Here is a 17374-nt window from a genome sequence, read left to right as displayed (position 1 = left end):
ATAACGGGCTTACCCCTGCAACTCCGCCAATATTGCCTGCACCGCGACCACGGGGTCGGGGGCGCGGGTGATCGGGCGACCGATGACCATATGCGTGGCGCCATTATGTATCGCATCGGCCGGCGTGGCGATGCGCTTTTGGTCATTGGCATCGGCCCAGGCGGGGCGAACGCCGGGGGTGACAATCAGGAAGTCTGCCGGAACGCGGGCACGGATCATGGCCGCTTCGTGCGGGCTGGCGACGACGCCGTCCATGCCGGCTTCAACCGCCTGATCGACCCGGCGTTTGACCAGATCTTCCAGCGCCATGCCATAGCCCATCTCATCGAGATCATCCTGCTTCAACGTCGTCATAACCGTGACGCCCAAAAGTTTTGTGTGGCCCTGACGGCCGCGCACAGCGGCCTTCATCACCTGCGGCTCTGCATGGACGGTCAGCATATCGCAAGCCCCGCGTGAAATGGCCTCAGCGGCCCCTTCGACCTGCGCGCCGATGTCGTGCAGCTTCCAGTCCTGAAACACTTTTTTGCCACGCGCGCCCAGTTCCTCGGTCAAAGACAGACCGCCCTGTCCTAAAAGCGTCAGGCCTATCTTGTAATAGCTGACGTGATCACCCAGCACCTCAACCAGATGGCGGGCAGAGGCGAGATCAGGCTCATCGAGGGCGACGATAATGCGGGGGTCGGCGGGCAGGGTCATAACGGCGCTCCGGTAACAGTCGGTTTCACATACACTGGATTTTGCGGGGCACAATGGGGAAAAAGCGCACCCTTTGGCCTCAGTTCCGGCGAAAGTTTTTCCTGTAACCGGATAGGCGGGTCTGTTACAAAATGAATCGGTTGCAGGAGGGCAAGTGATGTCGGGTGGCTCATTGGGTCTGGTTGAGCTTTATGTGAACTTCTTCATCACACTGTTCGCCCTGCTCGATCCCATTGGTAATGTGCCGATCTTTGCGGCGGCCACGCGCACCCAGTCGGAATCGGCGCGGCGCTGGCTGGTGGTCTATATTTCCGCCTTCGCCGCCCTGTTCCTCAGCTTCTTCTTCTTCACCGGTCTGGCCCTACTCCAGTTCTTTGGCATTTCGATGGACGCCTTCCGTATTGCTGGCGGCATCCTCTTGTTCCTACTGGGGCTCGATATGACGCGTGGCGATTTTCTGGCCATGTTTGAAGAGACCGAATCCCTGACCGAAGATACCGTCGATGCCCACGGCGCGCCCATCCGTGGCCGCGATCGCGCCAAGAAGACTTTTGAAAAGTTCGTCGTGCCTTTTGCCATCCCGCTTTTGATCGGGCCGGGTGCGATTTCGACCGTCATCATTCAGGCGGGTGAGGCTCAGAAATACGGCATTACGGGTATGGCAGTAGGCCTTGGAGCCATCGTTACCACCTCGCTGGCAGTCCTTCTGACCTTCCTGTTTACGGGCCATATTTCCAAGATGCTGGGCCGCGTCGGCATGGTGGTGGTCATCCGCGTGCTCGGGCTCATTCTCTGTGCCCTGTCCGTGCAGATCATCATTTCGGCCATTTCGACCGTCACGCACGATATCATCGTTCCGGCGGCAGCTCACCCCTACAGCGGGTCCTAGTTCAAGAGCAGACTGATTTCTAATGGAACCCTTCCGCTCAAGCCACCATTGAGGCGAGGACCAAGGTGGCGGAGCCCGGAGCCGGCGAGGGGCCAAACACAATCTAGATCATTATGTTTCTACCAGAAATCACAATGATCTAGCGCACCATCTTGCGCAGATGGTTGGAGATCAGCTCCAGCGCCCAGTCGTCGGGGATGATCTTCAGCAGCGCCGACAGGAACTTGTTGGGGGCACCCGGCACGCAAATAGCGCGATTGGCTTCGGCGGCCTGATAGCCTTCGCGGGCCACCTCATCAGCGCCCATCCACATCCATTCCGGCGTCGTCTGACTGATGCGCTCACGCGAGCCGGTGACGTCGTGGAATTCTGAATAGGTGTAGCCAGGGCAAAGGGCACTGACATGAACGCCGTGGTCACGCGCCTCAAGGTGCAGGCCTTGTGAAAAGCGCGTCAGATACGCCTTGACGGGTGCATAGAGGGTGTCGCCCGGTGAAGCGGGCAGATAAGAGGCCAGAGACGACACATTCACGATGCGTCCGAACTTCTGCTCGATCATGCCGGGCAGGACCAGATAGGCCAGTTCGGTCGGGGTGTGCATCATCACCCGCAGAAACGCTTCATGCGACGAAAAGGCATTGCCGATAAAGCCTTCTGGCAGGCCATAGCCGGCATTGTTGACCAGCCCATCGACCTTGCGCCCAAGCGACGTTACATAGTCGATCAGCCTTTGCGGCGCGCCCACTTCGGACAGGTCGGCCACGACGAACGAGGCTTCGACGCCGAAGCGCAGGCGAATTTCTTCAACCAGCTTTTCCAAACGCTCCTGACGGCGGCCCGTGACCACCACGTCCCAGCCGTGGCTGGCATAGACGCGGGCAAAGGCGAGGCCAATGCCCGAAGTTGCGCCGGTAATGAGGGCCAGTCTGCGCATCAGATATTCCGGATGAGGTCGGCGACAGTGATTTTCGAAAGGGTTTCGGTCGCGGCGGCATTGGCCGCTTTCATGGCGCCCGATACCGCCTTAGGGATAGCCTGGCCGACGGGGCAGCCATCGGCTCCGGGTGGGGCCGAGCCCAGATGGGCGCAGCCGTGCACGGCATGCAGCACCTGATCCAGCGGGATGGTTTCAGCGGGTTTGAGCAGCCACGTGCCGCCGGAGACGCCCGAGCAGGTATCGACCAGGCCGGCCTTGGCCAGTTGCGTGGTCATGCGACGGATAACCACCGGGTTGGTCGGGATGGAGGCCGCCAGCACCGACGAAGAAACCGCCTGTTCACGCGAATAGGCCCCTTTGTGGGCCAGATAGGCCAGGGTATGTGCGGCGACGGGAAATCTCTGACTGTCGGACATGATCTCTCCGTAATTACGATAATTTGACTGCCATTCCTAGTGGAATCGCGTGACCAAGCGGAGGCCTGATGCAATGTGGATTGAATCTGGCTAGAAATGGGCGTAAGAGGCCCGCCGTTCAAGCGAGGACCCGATTGTGTGGTCTCTCAGGAGATATTGCATGATCGGGGATACCCCTCCCGAAGCCAGTCCCTCCCCGGACGCTTCGGTCTCCACCGGCGAAAAGACCGGAGCGGACGTCGCGTCCGCGCACAAACCCTCACAACCGCAGTCCACAGAAAGCCACGCCAAGCACGCGGGTTTCTGGGCGCTGGCTCTGGGTTCTATTGGTGTGGTCTTTGGTGACATCGGCACCTCGCCGCTCTACGCGTTCAAGGAAGCCTTGCACGCGGCCGCAGGCGACGGCGTGACGCGTCCGGAAATTCTGGGCGTCGTATCGCTGGCCCTGTGGGCGATGATCCTTGTGGTCACGGTCAAATATGTCGGCTTCATCATGCGCGCCGACAACAAGGGCGAAGGCGGCGTTTTGTCGCTGATGGCGCTGGCACAGCAAGCCATTGGCAAGCGCACGGCGGTCGTCTTTACGCTCGGCATCATAGGCGCAGCGCTGTTTTATGGTGACGCGGTGATTACGCCGGCCATGTCAGTTCTGTCGGCCGTCGAGGGCCTGCGCACCATTCCGGCGCTGGAAAACAGCATCTCCAATGAACTGGTTCTGATGATTGCAGGCGTCATGCTGATCGGCCTGTTTGCCTTTCAAAGCCACGGAACGGCCAAGGTCGGTCTGCTGTTTGGCCCCATCTGTGCGGTCTGGTTTGCTTCGATGGCGGCGCTGGGCATTGGTCAGTTTATCGCCAACCCGCAAATACTGGCGTCTATTAATCCCTACTACGCCGTAAAATTCCTGTCTGAACACGGGATGGCCGGCTTCATTGTGCTGGGCGCGGTCTTTCTGACTGTGACCGGAGCTGAAGCCCTGACGGCGGATATGGGCCATTTCGGTCGCTGGCCCATTCAGGCGGCCTGGTTGTTCTTTGTGCTGCCGTGCCTGACACTCAACTATCTGGGGCAGGGGGCACTGGCGCTGACGGTTCTCGATGCGTCTCAGGCGGCGGGGCGTCCGTTTGAGGAAATGAACTGGTTCTTTGAAATGGCCCCGCTGGCCCTGCGTCTGCCTCTGGTGCTGCTGGCCGGTATGGCTACGGTCGTGGCATCTCAGGCGGTTATTACCGGCGCCTTCTCCCTGACACAGCAGGCCATCCAACTGGGCCTCCTGCCGCGTCTGAACGTGAAGCGTACGTCGGAAACGCAGGAAGGTCAGATTTTCGTCCCGCAACTCAACACCATGCTGCTGGTCGGCGTGTTGGTGGTGATGGTTACCTTCCAGACCTCATCGGCTCTGGCCCACGCCTACGGTCTGGCTGTGACGGGGACCATGGTGGTTACAACCATGATGGCGGCTATTGTCATGCGTCAGATGTGGAAGTGGGGCTGGCCGCGTGTTCTCGCCTTCATCGTCCCCTTCATGATTCTCGACCTGTCCTTCCTCAGCGCCAACATGCTGCGCTTTTTCTCCGGTGGCTGGCTGCCCGTGCTCATCGGGGCGTGCCTGTTCACCATCATGGCGACATGGGTGCGCGGATCGGGCATCCTGTTTGAAAAGTCCCGCCGCGACAGCGTCCTTCTGACGGACCTGATCGACATGTTGAAGGCCCGCCCCCCGCACCGCGTACCTGGCACGGCCATCTTCCTCACCTCCGATTCCGAAGTCGCACCCGTCGCCCTGATGCACAATCTCAAGCACAACAAGATTTTGCATGAGAAGAACATCATCCTGACGGTCGATACGCGCAACATCCCGCGTGTCCACGAATCTGAGCGCATCACCATCGAGAAGCTCGATGAGGACTTCAAGCGTGTCACGGTTCACTATGGCTTCATGGAAAGCCCGAACCTGCCCAAAGCCATGGGTATCTGCCGCAAGCAGGGCCTGAAGTTCGACATCATGGCCACCAGCTTCTTCCTCGGTCGCCGCAGCGTTGTGGCCTCGGCGACGTCCGGTATGCCGCTGTGGCAGGATCGCCTGTTCATCTTCCTGATGCGCAACGCCACCAACCCGACGGAATTCTTCCATATCCCGCCGGGGCGCGTTGTGGAGCTTGGGACACAGGTCAGTGTATAGATACTCAACCCCGTTCGGCTTACCGGACGGGGTTTGCGTTTAGGGGGATCATTTGTTCGGCATCATGGAAGTGCCGTCATTGCGGCGAGGCGCATGATGATATGCCCCTGTGTTTCGGCATTGATGCCCCTTGGCGTGCTTTTGCCGCTGACGATGAATTTGAACGCCGGGTGTTTTTGAATAAAGATCAATGCGTTGTCGATGATAGGCATTTTTTCATTCGTGGGCATATTCGGATACCCATACTGAAAAAGCAGGATTATTTGGAATTTTCAGTGTGGTCTTCACTAAGCGAAGACAGCTTTTGCCACATGAGCGATCGTTGGGATGCCTTGGACCGTGCAGACGATACTCCATATTTCGGTTGGCTATGTAGCCCGATAAGGTCTTACGGCTCGGTTATTGAATTACCTTTATCTGTACAATGCCGTGAACCTGGGTTGGTTCCGATATTTACAGTCACACAAAAAGACCACCCTCTGGCCATCGACCAGAGTAACGGCATTACCATAGCCCAATGGCATAAGATGGCCCTCTCGCTTCTGCATTAATCCTTGCATCTTGAGGGGAGGGGTCTTAAACGCGCGAGCAACTGTTTTACCCCCTGACCGGAGTGGTTGCCTCATGACCTCCCCTACTGAAAAGCCCGTCAAGAAAGTCGTCCTCGCCTATTCGGGCGGCCTCGACACCTCGATCATCCTGAAGTGGCTTCAGACTGAGTATAATGCCGAGGTGGTGACCTTCACCGCGGATCTTGGTCAGGGTGAGGAGCTGGAGCCTGCGCGTAAGAAGGCCGAGCTTCTCGGCATCAAGCCGGAAAACATCTATATTGAAGACCTGCGCGAAGAGTTCGTGCGCGACTTTGTCTTCCCGATGTTCCGTGCCAACACCGTCTATGAAGGCCAGTACCTGCTTGGCACCTCGATCGCGCGTCCGCTGATCGCCAAGAAGCAGATCGAAATCGCTCGCAAGGTCGGCGCCGATGCCGTCTGTCATGGTGCGACGGGTAAGGGTAACGATCAGGTGCGTTTCGAGCTGGGCTATTACGGCCTTGAGCCCGATATCAGGGTCATCGCGCCATGGCGTGAGTGGGACTTCGCGTCGCGTGAATCTCTGCTGGCCTTTGCCGAACAGCACCAGATCCCCATTGCCAAGGACAAGCGCGGCGACGCGCCCTTCTCGGTCGATGCCAACCTGCTGCACTCCTCGTCCGAGGGCAAGGTGCTGGAGGACCCGGCGGTCGAAGCCCCGGAGTTCGTCTATCAGCGCACCATCGCCCCGGAAGCCGCGCCGGACAAGGCCGAGGTCTTCACCATCGACTTTGAAAAGGGCGATCCGGTGGCTATCAATGGCGAAGCCCTGTCGCCGGCAGCCCTTCTGACCAAGCTGAACCAGCTCGGTCACGACAACGGCGTCGGTCGTCTGGACCTCGTCGAAAACCGCTTCGTCGGCATGAAGTCGCGCGGCGTTTATGAGACCCCCGGCGGCACCATCCTGCTGGCGGCGCACCGCGGCATCGAGTCGATCACGCTCGACCGCGGCGCCATGCACCTGAAAGACGAGCTGATGCCGAAATACGCCTCGCTGGTCTATAACGGCTTCTGGTTCTCGCCGGAGCGCGAAATGCTTCAGGCTGCGATCGACTATTCGCAGGCCAAGGTCACCGGTCGCGTGACGGTGAAGCTCTATAAGGGCAATGTCACGGTCATTGGCCGCGAAAGCCCCTACAGCCTCTATGATCAGGATCTGGTGACCTTCGAAGAGGGCAAGGTGGCTTATGACCACCGCGATGCGGCGGGCTTCATCAAGCTCAACGCCTTGCGTCTGCGGGTCGCGGCAAAGCGCGACCTTCGCGGCTAGCTCGCGCCGCATTTGAGTGTCTTCGAGGCGCTCTTGCGTCCTATCTGGTAAGACACTGCGAACTGTGAAGCTTTCGAAGCGGGACATGTTCCAGGGCCCATTCCTTGTGGCCCTGGGATTGCCGCTTCGTGAAAGATCCGCCTTTACCGCAAGGCAGCCCTTGGCCTGTAAGGGCAGGGCGATGCCGTTTCCTGTCCTTAGGAAAGTTGGCTGTCCGCCACTAAAGGTGACGCCATTGCCTTAAAGTGGCCCTTCACCGTAAAGGCCGCGTTTTCAGATCTTGACCTTGGTCACGTGATAGCTCCCAATATCATACAAATAGGGAGGACTTCATGGTGTTCGATTTTCGGTCTTGTTTGAAATGCGTTTCCATCACCGTTTTTGCGGTTGCGGCGACATCATCGGCGGCGCAAACCGTTTCAACAACGTCTCCGGATAAGCGTAATCGTGTGGACGTTGTGGTGAGCGATAAGGGGGCACTTACTTTCAGTGTAAGCCGGCATCAAAGGGCTCTGATTGAAGCCTCACCGCTTGGGCTCATTTTGCAAAACAGCTCCCCGTTTGGCACAACACTGGGGGAGAGGGGCGCAAAGCTTTCAGCCTCCAAAACAGTGACGGGCGAAGACCGTTACACCTTGCCTGTAGGGAAGTCGAAAGACGTCCGCGCCTCGTACGAGGAAAGTCATATAAGTATTGAAACCGGGCAGTCTGAATTGGCGAGACTGGATCTGATCGTTCGGGCCTATAATGACGGGATTGCGTTTCGCTATGTCGTTCCTAAACAGCCCGGTCGTTCGGCGCTAAACATCCAAGACGAGGCGACTTCATTTCGCTTTAGCGACGACTTTGATTGTCACGGTCTGAACCAGGGACGGTTTGAGAACAGTTTTGAAGGCGAGCATGATGCGATTAAGGCCTCGCAGTTTCGCCCCTTCCATCTGTTCCAGGCGCCGGTCGTCTGCCGCACGGGTTCCGCCGCATTTGCTATCGCGGAATCGGATCCACAAGACTATCCGGGGGCCTACTATACGGGGCTTAACGACGGCACACCGGGTTTACGCGTGGTCTTGACCCCTCGCAAAGACAATGACCCCGGCGCACGGTTCCGCACCAGAGCGGCTCAGCTAGACGTTTCGACCGACTTTAAAACGCCGTGGCGCGTCGTGATGATGGGAGATACGAATGGCCAGCTGATCGAGTCCCAGTTGATCAATACACTCGCTTCCGCCTCGATGATTGCAGACACAAGCTGGATTAAGCCCGGGTTGTCAGCCTGGGACTGGTGGAATGGCAACGCCTTTCCTCTGCCGTCCCCCCATAATGCCAATGGTCAGACCTCAGGCATGAACACGGCCACCTATAAGGCTTATGCGGATTTCGCGTCCGAAATGGGGTTTGAATATCTTCTCATCGACGAAGGCTGGTCTGTTGGATCGTCCGTTGAGCCCACTGCGAACGCCGATGTGACCCGACCCAAGCCGGAAATCGATATTGCCGAGATCGTACGCTACGCTAAAGCGAAGGGTGTCGGCGTATGGGTCTGGCTGCAATGGCAGCAACTGGATGCCCAACTTGAAGAGGCGCTGGCAACCTATGAACGGTGGGGCGTTAAGGGGGTGAAGGTCGATTTTCTGAACCGCAACGATCAGGAGATCATGGCGTTTTATCGGCGACTTCTGTCGAAGGCCGCTGATCACAAGCTCATGGTCAACCTCCATGGGGCCTTTCCGCCTGCAGGTTTAACCCGGACCTGGCCAAACTACATGACCCAAGAAGGGGTGCTGGGCGCAGAAAACAACAAATGGAGCCAGCGCATAACTGCCAAGCACAACGTGACCTTGGCCTTTACCCGTGGGCTGCTCGGGCCGATGGACTATACGCCGGGTGGTTTCAGACACACGACGCCGGCAGATTTTCCCGCAAAGCAAAGCTTCGTGAACCCTTATGTCATGACCACCAGAGCGGCCGCACTGGCGATGTATGTTGTTTACGAGAGCCCTTTTCAGATGGTTTCTGACAGTCCGCCCGCCTACAAGAAGCCGGACGGAAGTCCAGAGGACGGTGTTGACTTTTTAAAGCGCGTTCCCGCCTCCTGGGACGAGACCCGCTTCATCCTTGGGGACATTGACGAATGTGTGGTTATCGCACGCCGTTCAGGCGATAGCTGGTATGTGGGGGCGATGACTGACGGTGCAAAGACGATTAGCGTGCCGTTGAACTTCCTTGGCAGAGGCGCCTATAAAGCGGTTGTCTGGGAAGATGGCGATCACCCTTCGAGCGTGAAGAAGAGCGAAATTGATGTCGATGCCCAGCAAAGTCTCACACTGCGATTGGCCAACTCGGGCGGTGGGGTTATTCAGATTACACCCCTAAAGCCGGTCAAGAAACGCCGTTAGCCATTTTTAGTCCAGCTCGGCATCGGGCGTTTCGATGACCGGGCTGGATAGCATCAGAAGCCAGAAGAATAGAGCCTCTAGGCACGCCTTTCTGGCTGAGGTCGAAATGGATTTGAAAAAACTACCCGACAGGATGGTCATAAATCTACTTCGTGGGCAGAAATCTCCCAGGGTTGTATATTGGCACTCATGCCGAATATGATCGGATCGACGCAACGACCGTCGACCAATTCTGAAAGTATTGATCATGGACATTCGCCCTATCAAGAACGATGACGATCACGCTTCCGCACTGGAAGAAATGAAAGGCCTTTGGAGCGCAGCCGAAGGCACGCCGGAACATGACCAGCTCGCCATCATGATCACTCTCGTTCATGACTACGAGGAGCGCCGCTGGCCTATCGCAAAGAACCTCGATCCGGTTCAAGCCATTCAGGCAGCCATGGAAGCGCAGGGCAGGACCCAGTCCGATCTAGCCAATCTGATCGGCAAAAACCGCGCGACAGAAATACTTCGCCGCAAACGCCCCCTGACACTCGCTATGATCCGTAAAATAAACAAGGCCTGGCATATTCCGGCCGACCGCCTGGTTCAGGAATGTGATCTGATCGCCTAATCTACCGATACCCAGTCCGTATCGACCTTGATGGTACCGGATCATAGCAGCGGAGCGGCATCATAAAGCTCGGTTGAACAGAGTTCCGTGCTCCTACCCTTGATGCATGAAAGCTACTCGCCCGCGCCTACGATCACCTTTTCGATTCGAAACATTAAACATTCTCCAGTCCCGCTTGTTTTGCAGGCACTGATTTTCAAATTTCCAGCCTACGAATTCCAACTATCCGCCAGAGCGGTCCCTGTTGACCTTTACCTGGGGCCATCGGCGCCACGCTTTAATTAGGCTATCGGTGGTCAAGGCCATAAGTTTTCCGAGATAGGCGGCGCCCTTTTTGCCACTTTAGAGCGATGAGCGCGTGCAAGTCGGAAGTCATGCATCCCCAGCATCAATTGCCGCGAGGCGCAATGAGGGCCTCCGCGCAAACGCTCTAGCTAACCGTGGAGGTGAGAAGTGGGGCTGAGGGGGATGCATCACCGATGGGATGCGGGGCGCGTGACGTTATATAAAGAATCGCAAATCGACACTTGCCGCAGAAAAAACCGCCGGAGTGTTGACCCGGCGGTTTTAAAAGAGGGTGGTAGGTGGCGTTAGGCGTCCACTTCAGCATCGAGCGCATTGTCCTGAATGAACTCGCGGCGTGGTTCGACCAGATCACCCATCAGTTTGACAAACAGGTCGTCGGCTTCGTCGGTCAGATTGACCTTTACCTGAAGCAGGGTGCGGGCGTCCTTATCCAGCGTGGTTTCCCACAGCTGATCCGGGTTCATTTCACCCAGGCCCTTATAGCGCTGGATGCTCAGGCCTTTGCGTCCGGCATCAAGAACGGCGGCGACGAGGTCCAGAGGCCCGCGGATGTCTGCGGCCTTGTCCTTGCGACGGAAGGTCGAGACTTCGTTGAACAGGTCTCCCAGTTCCAGCGTCCGCTCATTGAGGCGGCGGGCGTCCTGCGAATGGATCAGGCCGTCATCCAGCACGATCTTTTCCGATACGCCACGACGCACGCGGGTAAAGACATAGCCGCCGTGGCTGGTCGTATTGGCTTCGACGCTCCAGTCACCGTCACCGTCTTCCTTGAGACGATCAAGACGCTTGGCGACCAGTGCCAGATCGGGCTTGTCGCCGAACAGGCCCCCCAGTGCCGCCTGTTCGATCGCAAAGGCCGGGGCGCGGCTGGCCAGACGGTCCACGCTGCCCTTGAAGGTCTTGGCGATACGTACCTGAGCCTCAAGGTCCTGAGCGGTGATACGCTCACCTGAGCGCAGTTCCAGAACCGCCTCAGACGTGCCTTCCTCGATTAGGAAGGCGTCCATTTCGGTGTTGTCCTTCAGGTAGCGCGACGACTTGCCTTTGGCGACCTTATACAGAGGCGGCTGAGCGATATAGAGATAGCCGTTTTCGATGATCTGCGGCATCTGACGGTAGAAGAAGGTCAGAAGCAGGGTACGGATGTGCGCGCCGTCCACGTCAGCATCGGTCATGATGATGATCTTATGGTAGCGCAGCTTCTCGATATTGAAATCATCTCGCCCAATACCGGTACCTAGCGCCGTGATCAGCGTGCCGATCATTTCCGACGACAGCATTTTGTCAAAACGTGCGCGTTCGACGTTCAGGATCTTGCCGCGCAGGGGCAGGATGGCCTGATTTTCACGGTTACGGCCCTGCTTGGCCGAGCCACCGGCCGAGTCACCCTCGACGATAAAGAGTTCGGACTTGGCCGGGTCGCGTTCCTGACAGTCGGCCAGCTTGCCTGGCAGCGAGTTGATGTCGAGCGCCGATTTGCGGCGGGTCAGTTCGCGGGCCTTGCGGGCCGCTTCACGGGCGGCAGCAGCTTCGATGATCTTGGAGACGATCTGTTTGGCTTCGACCGGGTTTTCTTCAAACCACTGCGACAGCTTTTCGAAGACGATGCCTTCGACGGCCGGACGCACTTCGGAGGAGACCAGCTTGTCCTTGGTCTGCGACGAGAATTTGGGGTCCGGCACCTTGACCGACAGAACGCAGGTCAGGCCTTCGCGCGCGTCTTCACCCGATACCGAGACCTTTTCCTTCTTGGCGAGGCCTGAAGACTCCATATAGGCCGACATCACCCGCGTGAGGGCGCCACGGAAGGCCGCCAGGTGGGTGCCGCCGTCGCGTTGCGGGATGTTGTTGGTAAAGCACAGCATCGTCTCGTGATAGCTGTCGTTCCATTGCAGGGCGAGATCAACCTCGACCTTGTCACGCAGGCCCCGCGCGTCGATCGGCTCCTTGATGATCGGTGATTTTGACTTGTCCAGATGCTTGACGAATTCGACGATGCCGCCTTCGTAATGCAGGATGATGTCGTAGGGCTCGGCCTCACGCAGGTCTGCGAAGCGGATGTGGACGCCTGAGTTGAGGAAGGCCAGTTCACGCAGGCGGTGTTCAAGCGTCTTGCGGTCAAAATCGATGAAGGTGAAGGTGCCTTGGTCCGGGCCGGTCTTCAGTGACGGCAGGAAGGTGACGATGGTACCGGTCAGGGGGTTGCCATTTTCGCGCAGGGGCGCGTCGCCGGTAACCTCGACCGAACGCACGGTTTCGCCAAGCTCAAAGCGTGCCTCGTGCGTCTTGCCATTGCGGAAGATTTTCAGCTCAACATAGTCGGAGAGGGCATTGACGACCGAGACGCCGACGCCGTGCAGGCCGCCGGAGACCTTGTAGCTGTTCTGGTCAAACTTGCCGCCGGCATGGAGCTGCGTCATGATGACTTCGGCTGCCGACACGCCTTCTTCGGCGTGGATATCGACCGGCATCCCGCGCCCGTCGTCGGAGACTGAACAGGACCCATCGGCATTGAGGATCACTTCCACCCGGGTGGCGTGACCGGCCAGCGCTTCGTCGATGGCGTTATCGACGACTTCATAGACCATGTGGTGCAGGCCCGACCCGTCATCCGTGTCGCCGATATACATGCCAGGGCGCTTGCGCACCGCATCCAGCCCTTTGAGAACCTTGATCGAATCCGCGCCATAAGCGTTTTCGACGACTTCCGGATGCTCTTCGTTTTCGGCCATGCCTAGTCCCTAAATTCTACCCATTGGCCCCCTTCGACACGAACCCCAAGCGCACGCCCGGCCAATCCGTCGAAGAGGCTTTCGTCCGTGCCTGTAAACAAGGTTTGCAGGCCCAGACGATCGGTTTCATCAAACAGCGCCGCCCGGCGAATCGGGTCGAGGTGCGCTGCGACTTCGTCAAGTAATACTACAGGATTCGGTGCGCTTTTGACACGCGAAAGTCTCGACCCCTGCGCCAAAATCAGGTTCAGAACGAGGGCTTTTTGCTCCCCCGTGGAACAGTCCGCGGCCGGACGATCTTTTTCGCGGTGAAAGACGCTGAGATCCGTGCGATGGGGCCCGAAAAGCGAGCGCCCCGCCGCCGAATCACGGGCACGGGCCCGGGCAAATCCCTCGCGCAAGGCGGTATTCAGGGTCTCGCGTTCCCGGGCGTCTGACGCTTCGTTGATCAGTCCCAGATCCGCCTTTGGGAAGGCGCTTTCGTGCGCTTCGATTTCCGCCTGAAGATCGCTCAGGGCGGCGCGGCGGGCCCCAATCATCTCACTTCCGGCCTCAGCGAGCCTCTCCTCCAGCGCGTCGAGCCAGACGGCGTCGGCGGGACCCTGCACCAGCAGTTTTAGCCGCTCACGCAGGGCCTTTTCATAGGCGCTAACTGTCGTGGCGTGTGAAGGTGTGGCGGCGAAGACCAAGCGGTCGAAAAAGCGCAGCCGCTCGGCGCGCGCCTCAAGGAAGATACGGTCCTGCGCCGGGGTCAGCCAAACCAGGCGAATATGATCGAGCAGACGCCCCGCCGGGACGGTTTGCTGGTCGATGCGCACAAGACGCTTTTCAAGGCTGCGCGGGTCGGACCCCGTGCCGATGCGGATATCGTCCTCGGCGCTTTTCAGCTCGACCGACACGCCCCAGGCGCGACCCTTGGCCTCCTGCGGAAGGCGACGCCCCAGATCGCTGACGGCCGCCCCGCGCAGACCCCGACCGGGATTGAGGACGCTGATCGCTTCAAGAAAGTTGGTCTTACCTGCGCCGTTGGGGCCGAACAGATATAGCGACCGCCCGGACAAATCGACATCAAGCCGGTCATAGCTGCGAAAATCGGTCAGGCTCAGGGCGTGAATGCGGGTTTTCATGCGCGCCCTTTAAACGAAAAAGTCAGATCGAAACACACGGTAACCCCGGGTTTCGATCTGACCATTTGTCTCATTGCCAAAATGTGGAGCAGGGCGAAAAATTGAGCCTACACCCGCAGCGGCATCAGCACGTACTGTACGCCCTGATCTGCGGTATCGAGCACGAGGGTCGGAGAGGCCGCATCATTGAGGCGCAGTTCGACCTGTTCACCGGCGATCTGCCCCATCACATCGAGGATGTAGCGGGCGTTGAAGCCGATTTCGAGCGAGTCGGAATCGTAGTCGATTTCCGCTTCTTCGACGGCCTGACCGGCTTCGATATTGCGCACGGTGAGCGTCAGACGCCCCGGCTCGATCGCCATCTTCACCGAGCGGCTCTTTTCCGCTGAGATGGTCGAAACGCGATCGACGGCGCGCGACAGGATGCCCGTGTCGATACGCATCAGCTTGTCGTTGTTCTTCGGGATCACGCGACCATAATCCGGGAAGGAGCCATCGATGATTTTCGACGTCAGGGCCGCAGTGCCGAAGTTGAAGCGGATCTTGGCGGGTGAAACGGTCAGTTCGACATAACCCGTGCCGTCGTCCAGCAGGCGGCGGGCCTGATCAATGGTCTTGCGCGGGATGATAACCCCGGCGCTGCCCATCGAACCGTCCGGAGCCGGCATTTCGGCAAGGGCCAGGCGGTGGCCGTCGGTAGCCACGGCACGCAGATAGCCTGATCCGTCCTCAGTCAGGGTGTGAAGGAAAAGGCCGTTGAGATAGTAGCGCGTCTCTTCGGTCGAGACGGCAAAGCGCGTTTTGTCGATCAGGCGCTTTAAGTCTTCTTTCAGCAGCGCATAGGTCGTGCCGTCATGGTCGCCTGACATGACCGGGAAATCACCGGCGGGCAGCACGGGCAGGGCAAAGCGCGAGCGCCCGGCCTGTACGGTGAGGCGCGGATCGTCACCGGCCTGATAGCGCAGTTCGACATCCGCTCCGTCGGGAAGTTTGCGGACGATTTCGTAGAGGGTATGGGCCGGCGCAGTGATCTGACCCGGCACGGCGACGATGGCTTCTGCGGAATCGACGATCTCCATATCGAGATCGGTCGCTGAGAAGGACACCTGTGAGCCTTCAGCCGACAGAAGCACGTTCGACAGTATGGGGATGGTGTTGCGGCGTTCCACCACGTTCTGGACGTGGCCCAGTGCCTTCAGGAGTGCGCCACGTTCAATGATTAGCTGCATCTTGGCATCCCAGAATTTTTGGCCGGAATTTTTGGCCAGAAGTTTTGACCAGCCTTTGCGGCCGTGTAGGTAGAGAGCAAAAGGCCGGGGCAGTTGCCCCGGCGCTTCGTAAGACCTTAAATGTTTATTAAGCGGCGTCAACCGGTTAAACCGGCTAATCAGCCGCGCAGTTTGCGGGTCAGGGCTTCCACGTCTTTGGCGATCTGTTCATCGCTTTGCAGCAGCTCCTCGACCTTCTTCACGGCATGCAGAACCGTGGTGTGGTCACGCCCGCCGAAACGGCGGCCGATATCCGGATAAGAACGCGTCGTGTGCTGCTTGCACAGCCACATCGCCACCTGACGCGGGCGGGCAACCGAGCGCGTCCGGCGCTCCGACAGAAGATCCGCCTGCTTCAGGGCGAAGTGATCCGCCGTCAGCTTCTGGATTTCATCGACCGTCACGCGGCGCTCAGCCGATACCTTCAGGTTGGGTTGCAGCAAGGCCATAGCTTCGTCCAAAGTCAAACTCCCCAGACGCGCACCGGCCGAAGCGGCCAGGGTATTAACGGCCCCTTCCAGCTCTCGGATAGAACCCGGTACGCGGTCTGCTAAAAATTGCAGTACATCATGTTGCGGCTTCTGGGCGACGCCCAGACGCTTAGCGAGTTGATCGAGCTTACGCTCGATAATGCCCATTCTCAGGCTTTGATCGGCGACATCCAGAGCGCAGACCAGTCCGGAAGACAGGTGCGATCTGAGACGCGCTTCGATTTCGTTGAGGTGCGACGGCGGACGGTCCGCCGTGAACACCACGCGCTTATTGTTTTCCAACAGCGCGGTCAAGGTGTGAAACAACTCCTCCTGCGACGAGGTCTTGCCGCCGATAAAATGCACATCGTCGATCAGAAGCAAATCGGCACTGCGCAGTTCATCCTTAAAGGCCGCAGTCGAGCGGTCCTGAAGCGATTTCACAAAGGTCGAGGTGAACTTTTCCGCGGTCAGATAGACGACTTTTGCGTCCTGACGACGGGCCTTCGCTTCCCAGGCGATGGCGTTCAGAAGGTGTGTTTTTCCATAGCCGTAAGGGCCGTGGAAGAAGACCGGGTTAAAGTGCCCATCCGCCCAGGTGGCCACCTGACGCGACATGGTGTAGGCGAATTCATTGCCGCGACCAGGCACAAAGGTCTCAAACGTCAGGCGTTCCTGGAGCCCGGCCACACGGGCCACCGCGTCCTGAAAACTGACGACAGGAGCCGCCGGTGCGTTTTCGGCGCTATCTGTGCGGGTCACCGGTGTCATGGGGGCGCTCTTCGACTGATCGTCGAATTCAGCCCGCGATTTCAGTTCCAGCGAACGGTGGTCCGGATCGTGCTGCGCCCACAGCTCGTTGGCACGGCGCAGGGCATTGCGAGCGAACCAGTCGCGGGCATAAAGTGTCGGCGTCACCAGCACCGGGTCGCCCAGGGGATTCTGTCGCAGCGCCGACGGCGCGACATAGGAATTGTAAGGCCCCTCACCCAGTTCATGACGAAGCGCGGATGCGACTTTAGTCCATACCATTTCAGGCTGGATCGGCGACCAGTTGTTTACGCCTGGCATGTTATCAAAGCCCCGATCATTTTTCCCCAACTCTTACGCAATGCGGTGGCGGCTTCAGACGGGTTGACACAGGCTCTGAGAGAGCCCCTGACACCCGAAGAGGGAGAGCCGCCTCCGGTTACAAAAACCCTTGGCGTTCACACCTTAACCAGTGTCAGGCTGTGTCCACCCCCGATCTGATCCGCGTTCCGGCAAAACCTAAGTCATTGGTTTTGTGAAATTTTGGCAACAGACTCTCGTCTGGCGCAAGGCCCTGCCCTGCGCCACCGTTTCATCCGTATTGGGATGGAAAGGCGAGATGGGTTCACCTTAGCTTTCCCGGCGGTCAGGTCAACGAGGATATTTGCTGACCAGCGCTGATATTTCTGTTGACTCTGATAACGTCTTCCCCGGTAAGGAGAAATT

General features: G+C 58.5%; 14 protein-coding genes. 6 read left to right on the top strand and 8 right to left on the bottom strand.

The genetic code is table 11. From position 1 onward, the window contains the following. Positions 1 to 9: 9 nt before the first annotated feature. Complete coding sequence (pyrF, locus tag ASTEX_RS00060; protein WP_041658653.1) at positions 10 to 693, bottom strand: orotidine-5'-phosphate decarboxylase; 684 nt, start codon at positions 691 to 693, stop codon at positions 10 to 12. Positions 694 to 856: 163 nt separating this feature from the next. Between pyrF and ASTEX_RS00055 the strand changes: the two genes are divergently transcribed. After that, complete coding sequence (locus ASTEX_RS00055; RefSeq protein WP_013477550.1) at positions 857 to 1588, top strand: MarC family protein; 732 nt, start codon at positions 857 to 859, stop codon at positions 1586 to 1588. Between the two features lie 139 nt (positions 1589 to 1727). Here ASTEX_RS00055 and ASTEX_RS00050 read toward each other — a convergent pair whose 3' ends face one another. Next, positions 1728 to 2525 (bottom strand): SDR family NAD(P)-dependent oxidoreductase, encoded by a 798-nt coding sequence (locus ASTEX_RS00050; protein WP_041658356.1) that lies wholly within the window; start codon positions 2523 to 2525, stop codon positions 1728 to 1730. Continuing rightward, complete coding sequence (locus ASTEX_RS00045) at positions 2522 to 2941, bottom strand: Rrf2 family transcriptional regulator (RefSeq protein WP_013477548.1); 420 nt, start codon at positions 2939 to 2941, stop codon at positions 2522 to 2524. The genes ASTEX_RS00050 and ASTEX_RS00045 overlap by 4 nt, the downstream gene beginning before the upstream one ends. Positions 2942 to 3101: 160 nt before the next feature. Here ASTEX_RS00045 and ASTEX_RS00040 point away from each other — a divergent pair, with 160 nt between their 5' ends. From ASTEX_RS00040 to ASTEX_RS00030, 4 genes are all read left to right on the top strand, one after another. Further along, positions 3102 to 5123 carry a potassium transporter Kup gene (locus ASTEX_RS00040; RefSeq protein ID WP_013477547.1) on the top strand — a complete coding sequence of 674 codons (2022 nt, stop codon included), beginning with the start codon at positions 3102 to 3104 and terminating at the stop codon, positions 5121 to 5123. A gap of 101 nt (positions 5124 to 5224) precedes the next feature. Next, complete coding sequence (locus ASTEX_RS21025; RefSeq protein ID WP_083805523.1) at positions 5225 to 5674, top strand: DUF2199 domain-containing protein; 450 nt, start codon at positions 5225 to 5227, stop codon at positions 5672 to 5674. A gap of 73 nt (positions 5675 to 5747) precedes the next feature. Then, the gene (locus ASTEX_RS00035) at positions 5748 to 6983 is read left to right on the top strand and encodes an argininosuccinate synthase (protein WP_013477545.1); all 1236 of its coding nucleotides are present in this window, start codon (positions 5748 to 5750) and stop codon (positions 6981 to 6983) included. 332 nt (positions 6984 to 7315) lie between these two features. After that, positions 7316 to 9379: a glycoside hydrolase family 97 protein gene (locus ASTEX_RS00030; protein ID WP_013477544.1), complete on the top strand. Its 2064-nt coding sequence runs from the start codon at positions 7316 to 7318 to the stop codon at positions 9377 to 9379. 6 nt (positions 9380 to 9385) lie between these two features. Here ASTEX_RS00030 and ASTEX_RS20925 read toward each other — a convergent pair whose 3' ends face one another. Beyond that, positions 9386 to 9520, bottom strand: coding sequence for a hypothetical protein (locus ASTEX_RS20925; RefSeq protein WP_280959864.1), 135 nt, complete (start codon positions 9518 to 9520; stop codon positions 9386 to 9388). 106 nt (positions 9521 to 9626) lie between these two features. On the opposite strand from ASTEX_RS20925, the gene ASTEX_RS00025 reads away from it, so the two are divergent. Further along, positions 9627 to 9995 (top strand): helix-turn-helix domain-containing protein, encoded by a 369-nt coding sequence (locus ASTEX_RS00025; RefSeq protein WP_013477543.1) that lies wholly within the window; start codon positions 9627 to 9629, stop codon positions 9993 to 9995. Between the two features lie 590 nt (positions 9996 to 10585). On the opposite strand, the gene gyrB is transcribed toward ASTEX_RS00025, so the two are convergent. From gyrB to dnaA, 4 genes are all read right to left on the bottom strand, one after another. Then, on the bottom strand, positions 10586 to 13033 hold the full coding sequence (gene gyrB, locus ASTEX_RS00020; RefSeq protein ID WP_013477542.1) for a DNA topoisomerase (ATP-hydrolyzing) subunit B: 2448 nt from the start codon (positions 13031 to 13033) through the stop codon (positions 10586 to 10588). Positions 13034 to 13035: 2 nt separating this feature from the next. Further along, a complete protein-coding gene (gene recF / locus ASTEX_RS00015) occupies positions 13036 to 14160 on the bottom strand; it encodes a DNA replication/repair protein RecF (protein ID WP_013477541.1) in 1125 nt (374 codons plus the stop codon). 107 nt (positions 14161 to 14267) lie between these two features. Then, entirely contained in the window at positions 14268 to 15389 is a 1122-nt protein-coding gene (gene dnaN / locus ASTEX_RS00010; RefSeq protein ID WP_013477540.1) for a DNA polymerase III subunit beta, read from the bottom strand. A 158-nt stretch (positions 15390 to 15547) separates the two neighbouring features. After that, the gene (dnaA, locus tag ASTEX_RS00005; protein WP_013477539.1) at positions 15548 to 16969 is read right to left on the bottom strand and encodes a chromosomal replication initiator protein DnaA; all 1422 of its coding nucleotides are present in this window, start codon (positions 16967 to 16969) and stop codon (positions 15548 to 15550) included. Positions 16970 to 17374 lie beyond the last annotated feature (405 nt).

The sequence above is a fragment of the Asticcacaulis excentricus CB 48 genome (genome assembly GCF_000175215.2).
GTDB lineage: Bacteria > Pseudomonadota > Alphaproteobacteria > Caulobacterales > Caulobacteraceae > Asticcacaulis > Asticcacaulis excentricus.
The sequence above is the reverse complement of the archived record's forward strand: the minus strand, read 5'-3'. Positions and strand labels throughout refer to the sequence as shown.

Coding starts and splice junctions, on each gene's coding strand:
- ASTEX_RS00055 (WP_013477550.1), top strand. CDS start 857: ATGTCGGGTGGCTCATTGGGTCTGGTTGAGCTTTATGTGAACTTCTTC.
- ASTEX_RS00045 (WP_013477548.1), bottom strand. CDS start 2,941: ATGTCCGACAGTCAGAGATTTCCCGTCGCCGCACATACCCTGGCCTAT.
- ASTEX_RS00040 (WP_013477547.1), top strand. CDS start 3,102: ATGATCGGGGATACCCCTCCCGAAGCCAGTCCCTCCCCGGACGCTTCG.
- ASTEX_RS21025 (WP_083805523.1), top strand. CDS start 5,225: ATGCCCCTGTGTTTCGGCATTGATGCCCCTTGGCGTGCTTTTGCCGCT.
- ASTEX_RS00035 (WP_013477545.1), top strand. CDS start 5,748: ATGACCTCCCCTACTGAAAAGCCCGTCAAGAAAGTCGTCCTCGCCTAT.
- ASTEX_RS00030 (WP_013477544.1), top strand. CDS start 7,316: ATGGTGTTCGATTTTCGGTCTTGTTTGAAATGCGTTTCCATCACCGTT.
- ASTEX_RS20925 (WP_280959864.1), bottom strand. CDS start 9,520: ATGACCATCCTGTCGGGTAGTTTTTTCAAATCCATTTCGACCTCAGCC.
- ASTEX_RS00025 (WP_013477543.1), top strand. CDS start 9,627: ATGGACATTCGCCCTATCAAGAACGATGACGATCACGCTTCCGCACTG.
- gyrB (WP_013477542.1), bottom strand. CDS start 13,033: ATGGCCGAAAACGAAGAGCATCCGGAAGTCGTCGAAAACGCTTATGGC.
- recF (WP_013477541.1), bottom strand. CDS start 14,160: ATGAAAACCCGCATTCACGCCCTGAGCCTGACCGATTTTCGCAGCTAT.
- dnaN (WP_013477540.1), bottom strand. CDS start 15,389: ATGCAGCTAATCATTGAACGTGGCGCACTCCTGAAGGCACTGGGCCAC.
- dnaA (WP_013477539.1), bottom strand. CDS start 16,969: ATGCCAGGCGTAAACAACTGGTCGCCGATCCAGCCTGAAATGGTATGG.